The 4,925-nt window shown below is 72.1% G+C and carries 5 protein-coding genes and 1 pseudogene; all 6 read left to right on the top strand.

All coding sequences use genetic code 11. The features are described from left to right. Positions 1-343: pseudogene (locus ABZ281_RS37925) on the top strand (ABC transporter ATP-binding protein); the annotation flags it as partial. Continuing rightward, positions 340-1,140 (top strand): ABC transporter ATP-binding protein, encoded by an 801-nt coding sequence (locus ABZ281_RS37920; protein ID WP_356662574.1) that lies wholly within the window; start codon positions 340-342, stop codon positions 1,138-1,140. The pseudogene ABZ281_RS37925 and the gene ABZ281_RS37920, both read left to right, overlap by 4 nt. Further along, entirely contained in the window at positions 1,137-2,033 is an 897-nt protein-coding gene (locus ABZ281_RS37915) for a branched-chain amino acid ABC transporter permease (RefSeq protein WP_356662573.1), read from the top strand. Before ABZ281_RS37920 ends, ABZ281_RS37915 begins: the two co-directional genes overlap by 4 nt. Before the next feature lie 28 nt (positions 2,034-2,061). Continuing rightward, positions 2,062-3,168, top strand: coding sequence for a branched-chain amino acid ABC transporter permease (locus tag ABZ281_RS37910; RefSeq protein ID WP_356662575.1), 1,107 nt, complete (start codon positions 2,062-2,064; stop codon positions 3,166-3,168). After that, positions 3,165-4,436: an ABC transporter substrate-binding protein gene (locus ABZ281_RS37905; protein ID WP_356662572.1), complete on the top strand. Its 1,272-nt coding sequence runs from the start codon at positions 3,165-3,167 to the stop codon at positions 4,434-4,436. The genes ABZ281_RS37910 and ABZ281_RS37905 overlap by 4 nt, the downstream gene beginning before the upstream one ends. A 22-nt stretch (positions 4,437-4,458) precedes the next feature. Then, positions 4,459-4,836 carry a VOC family protein gene (locus tag ABZ281_RS37900; RefSeq protein WP_356662571.1) on the top strand — a complete coding sequence of 126 codons (378 nt, stop codon included), beginning with the start codon at positions 4,459-4,461 and terminating at the stop codon, positions 4,834-4,836. Positions 4,837-4,925 lie beyond the last annotated feature (89 nt).

Here is a 4,925-nt window from a genome sequence, read left to right as displayed (position 1 = left end):
CATGGCCGCGCCCCGTCTGCTCCTGCTCGACGAGCCCTCCCTGGGCCTGGCCCCGCAGATGGTGTACCGGATCGCCGAGGTCGTCCGCGAGATCAATGCGCAAGGCACCGCCGTGCTGCTCGTCGAGCAGAACGCGGGCATGGCGCTGTCCCTCGCCGACACCGCCCACGTCCTGGAGGTCGGCGAGGTCCGCCTCTCCGGGTCCGCCGAGGAACTCGCCCGCACGGACGCCGTGAAGCGGCTGTACCTGGGCGAGACCACCGAAGAAGGCGCCGAGGCCGCCGACGAAGGCACCGAGACCGCGCAGAGAGCCGGAACCACCGAGGGGCAGGGAGCCGCGTGACCGTCCGCACCACCGCACCGCCCGAACTCGCCGTCACGGACGTGACCGTCCGCTTCGCCGGGCTGACCGCCCTCGACGCGGTGTCCTTCACCGTCGCCCCCGGCTCCGTCCACGCGCTCATCGGACCCAACGGAGCGGGCAAGTCCACCTGCTTCAACGTGCTGTCGGGCCTGTGCCGCCCCGCCACCGGCACCGTACGGCTCGGCGATGCCGACCTGACCCGGCTGGCGCCCCACCGCATCGCCGCGCTCGGCGTGGCCCGCACCTTCCAGAACATCGTCACCACCCAGGGAACGGTCGCCGACAACCTGATGCTCGGCCGCCACGCCCTGTCCCGGGCCGGATTCGCCGCCAGCGCGCTGCGCCTGCCGCACGTGCGGCGCGAACAGCGCGAACACCTCGCCCGGACCCGCGAGATCGCCGAACTCACCGGGCTCGTACACCACTTCGACACCCCCGTCGCGCTGCTCTCCTACGGCGACCGCAAACGCGTGGAGTTCGCCCGTGCCCTCTGCCTGGAGCCCAGCGTCCTGCTGCTGGACGAGCCGGTCGCCGGGATGAACGCGGCCGAACGGGCCCGCACGGTCGAGGTCGTGCACGCCGTGCGCGCCGAACTCGGCCTGTCCGTCGTCCTGGTGGAGCACGACATGGGGCTGGTGATGCGGCTCGCCGACGAGGTCACCGTCCTCGACTTCGGCCGTGCCATCGCACACGGCACCCCCGACGAGGTCCGAGGCGACCCCGAGGTGCTGCGCGCCTACCTCGGCACCGGCGCCGAGCAGGAGGACGCGGCATGACCACCCTCCTGGACACCCTCTTCAACGGCCTCGCGCTGGGAGCGGTCTACGCCCTCGTCGCGCTCGGCTTCGTCATCATCTTCAAGGCCTCCGGCGTCATGAACTTCGCCCACGGCTCCCTGCTCCTGCTCGGTGGCTACCTCACCGCCGTACTCCACGACGACCTCGGCTTCGCCGGGGCCCTTGCTGTGTCCGTCCTGGTGACGGCGGCCGTGGCCGGCGCCATGGACCGCTTCCTGCTCCAGGCCGGCGGGACGGACCCGCACGGCGCCCATGTGCAGACCATCGTCACCATCGGCGTCGACATCGTCATCCTCACCGACCTGTCCCGGCGCATCGGCGGCGACCTGCTCCCGCTCGGCGACCCCTGGGGCGACTCGGTCAGCGCATGGGGGCCGGTGACCGTCGCGGACAGCCGGATCGCCGCGATCGTGGTCTCCGGCGTGGTCATCGCCGGTGTCTTCGCGCTGTTCCGGTACACCTCCTGGGGCCTGTCGCTGCGCGCCGCGGCCGAGGACGTCGAGGCGGCCTCCCTGATGGGCGTACGGCTGGTGCGGATCCGCATGCTGGCCTGGTGCCTGGCCGGAGCGCTGGCCGCCCTGGCGGCGGTGTTCCTGGCCGCGTTCCCGGCGCCCGGGCTGGAGCGCACGACGGGGCAGATCGCCCTGAAGGCGTTCCCGGCGGCGATCCTCGGCGGGATGGCCTCGCCGCCCGGCGCCCTCGCGGGCAGCCTGCTGATCGGCATGACCGAGGCGCTCGTCGCGGGCTACCAGTCCGATCTGCACGTCCTGGGCGAGGGGTTCGGCGACGTCGCCCCCTACGCGGTGATGGTCCTGGTGTTGCTGGTGCGGCCGACCGGGCTGTTCGGCGGAAAGGCGGCGGTCCGTGTCTGAGCGACTCTCCCGTACCGGCGCCGTCCGCATGGGCCGGACCTCGGCGGCCGTCCTCGTCCTGTGCGCGCTGCCCTTCTACCTCGACGCGTTCTGGCTGCGCATCGGCCTGTTCTCGATGGCGGCGGCCATCGGCGCGGTGGGCCTCGGCCTGCTGTCCGGCACCGCGGGCCAACTCTCCCTCGGCCACGCCTTCTTCCTCGCCGTCGGCGCCTACGGTTACGTATGGCTGGCCGGTGAACCCGGGCCCGGGCTGCCCACCGCGGTGGCGGCCGTACTCGCGGTCCTGCTCGCCGGGGCGGCCGGCGGGCTCTTCAGTCCCGTCGCCGGCCGGGTGCGCGGTGTCTACCTGGGCGTCGCGACCCTCGCCCTGGTCTTCCTCGGGCACCACGTCCTGCTCACCGCGGACTCCGTCACCGGGGGGTTCAACGGCCGCTCGGTGCCACCGCTGGAACTGGGCGGCTTCTCCTTCTCCGCCGACTCCGAACTGACCCTGATGGGCGTGCCGTTCGGCGCCGAGGAACGCCTCTGGTACCTGGGAGTCGCACTGTTCGCGCTCACCTGGTTCACCGCCCGTGGACTGCTCCGCGGCCGTCCCGGACGCGCCCTGGTGGCGCTGCGCGACAGCGAGACCGCGGCGGCCGTGATGGGCGTGAACGTCTCCCGGTACCGGTCGGCGGCCTTCGTCGTCTCGTCGATGTACGCGGGCCTGGCCGGGGTGATGCTCGCCCTCTCCTTCCGCCGCGTGGTGCCCGACTACTTCGGCCTGGTGCTGTCGGTCGACTACCTCGCCATGATCGTCATCGGCGGGCTCGGATCGGTGGCCGGCGCCGCCGCGGGCGCCGTCTTCGTCACCGCGCTGCCGCTGCTGATGACCCGCTACGCCGACCAGCTGCCGCTGGTGGCCGCCCCCGGCACCACCGACGGCCCGGTCGGTCCCACCGAAGCCGCCCGCTACCTCTACGGAGCGGCGATCGTCCTGATCCTCCTCTTCGCCCCCGACGGCCTGCACGGCCTGGTCCGCCGCCTGCGCGCACGCCTGCGCGGCCGCCGAGCCGCCCCACCGCCCGTCGCCGGCACCACCTCCGCTTCCCTGCCGCCCACGTCAGCCGCACGAGCCAAGGAGCCCACCCCGTGAACCCCACCGCACCACGCACCAGAACGCTTCTGGCCACCGCCCTCGCGGCCCTGCTGCTCGCGGGCACCGGATGCAGCTCCAAGGCCGGCTCCTCCGGGAGCACCGACGACGGCGCCGACGGCATCAAGACCGGCCCGGGAGTCACCGACAAGACCATCAGACTCGGTGCCCTGACGGACCTCACCGGCCCCTACGCCACCCTCGGCAAGAGCATCGTGCAGGCCCAGCAGATGTGGGCGGACGAGGTCAACGCCCGCGGCGGCATCTGCGACCGCCGCATCGAGATCGTCGTCAAGGACCACGGCTACGACGTCCAGAAGGCCGTCACCGCCTACGCCGACATCTCCGCGGACGTCGTGGCGCTGCCCCAGGTCATCGGTTCACCCGTGATGGCCGCGCTGCTCGACGACATCGAACGGGACAAGGTGCTCACCTTCCCGCAGGCCTGGGCCGCCTCCCTGCTCGACCGGGACTCGGTCCAGGTCCTGGGCACCACCTACGACGTCGACATGATCGCCGCGGTCGACTTCCTCACCCGCACCAAGGGCCTGGCGAAGGGCGACACGATCGGCCACGTCTACTTCGAGGGCGAATACGGCGCGAATGCACTGGAGGGCTCGCGGTGGGCCGCGAAGAAGGCGGGCCTGAAGATCACCGGTCAGAAGATCAAGGCGACGGACACCGACCTGTCCGCGCAGGTCTCGGCGCTGCGCAAGGCGGGCGTCAAAGCCATCCTGATCAGCGCCGGACCGGCCCAGACGGCCTCACTGGTCGGGGTAGCGGCCTCCCGCGGCCTGAAGGTGCCCGTCGTCAGCAGCGCCCCCGGCTACGCCCCGCAGTTGATGAAGACACCGGCCGCCCCGGCCCTGACGGCCCTGCTGAACGTGGTCAGCGCCGTCCCCGCGGTCAGCTCCGACGTGGCCGGGGTCCGCACGATGGTCGCCTCCTACAAGAAGAAGTACCCGGACTCCCTGGTCGACTCCGGCGTGCTCTCCGGCTACAACGCCGCTCAGCTGATGGGCACCGACCTCAAGAAGGCCTGCGAGAACGGCAGTCTGGCCCGCGAGGACGTGGTCAAGGCCCACCGCTCCCAGTCCAGCGTCGACGTCGGCCTCGGCTCGCCCCAGAATTTCTCCGACAAGGCACGGCCCGCGAGCACCTCGACCTACGTGCACAAGCCGGACGCCAAGGCGGTAGGAGCCGCCGTGAACGTCGAGAACGCCCACATCGCGCCAGGCGTCGAGCAGTACCTCGCTTCGCGGAACTGACGGCGGGTCCTAGGATCGGCCCGTGATCGCTGACCTGCAGTGTGTGGTGCTCGACTGCCCCGAACCGGCGGAGCTGGCCGCGTTCTACCGGTCGATCCTGGGTGGCACCGTCAACCAGCCGGACCGGCGGTGGGCGGTGAGCGACACCTGGGCGACGCTGCACACACCGTCCGGTGCCGTCCTGGCGTTCCAGCGGGCAGCCGACCACCACCCGCCGCTGTGGCCGGACCCGTCCCGGCCGCAGCAGTTCCACCTCGACTTCGGGGTCGCGGACCTGGACCGGGCCGAGGAACAGGTACTGGCCCATGGGGCAGCGGTGTTGGACGCCGGTGCCGACCGGCGGAGCTGGCGGATCTACGCCGACCCGGCGGGACATCCGTTCTGCCTGGTCCGCCACTGAGGAACGGGCGGTCGCCCACGGTCGGGTCGAGGGCGAAGCGCTCGTCGAGGGACAGCTGTTGTCCGGCCGGCGGCGGTGCGGGATCGAGG

Origin of the sequence: Streptomyces sp. NPDC006265 (assembly GCF_040613555.1) — a bacterium.
Taxonomy (GTDB): Bacteria; Actinomycetota; Actinomycetes; order Streptomycetales; family Streptomycetaceae; genus Streptomyces.
The sequence above is the reverse complement of the archived record's forward strand: the minus strand, read 5'-3'. Positions and strand labels throughout refer to the sequence as shown.

Excerpts from the sequence above, each read along its gene's own strand:
- ABZ281_RS37915 (WP_356662573.1), top strand. The coding sequence starts at position 1,137 with ATGACCACCCTCCTGGACACCCTCTTCAACGGCCTCGCGCTGGGAGCG.
- ABZ281_RS37910 (WP_356662575.1), top strand. The coding sequence starts at position 2,062 with ATGGGCCGGACCTCGGCGGCCGTCCTCGTCCTGTGCGCGCTGCCCTTC.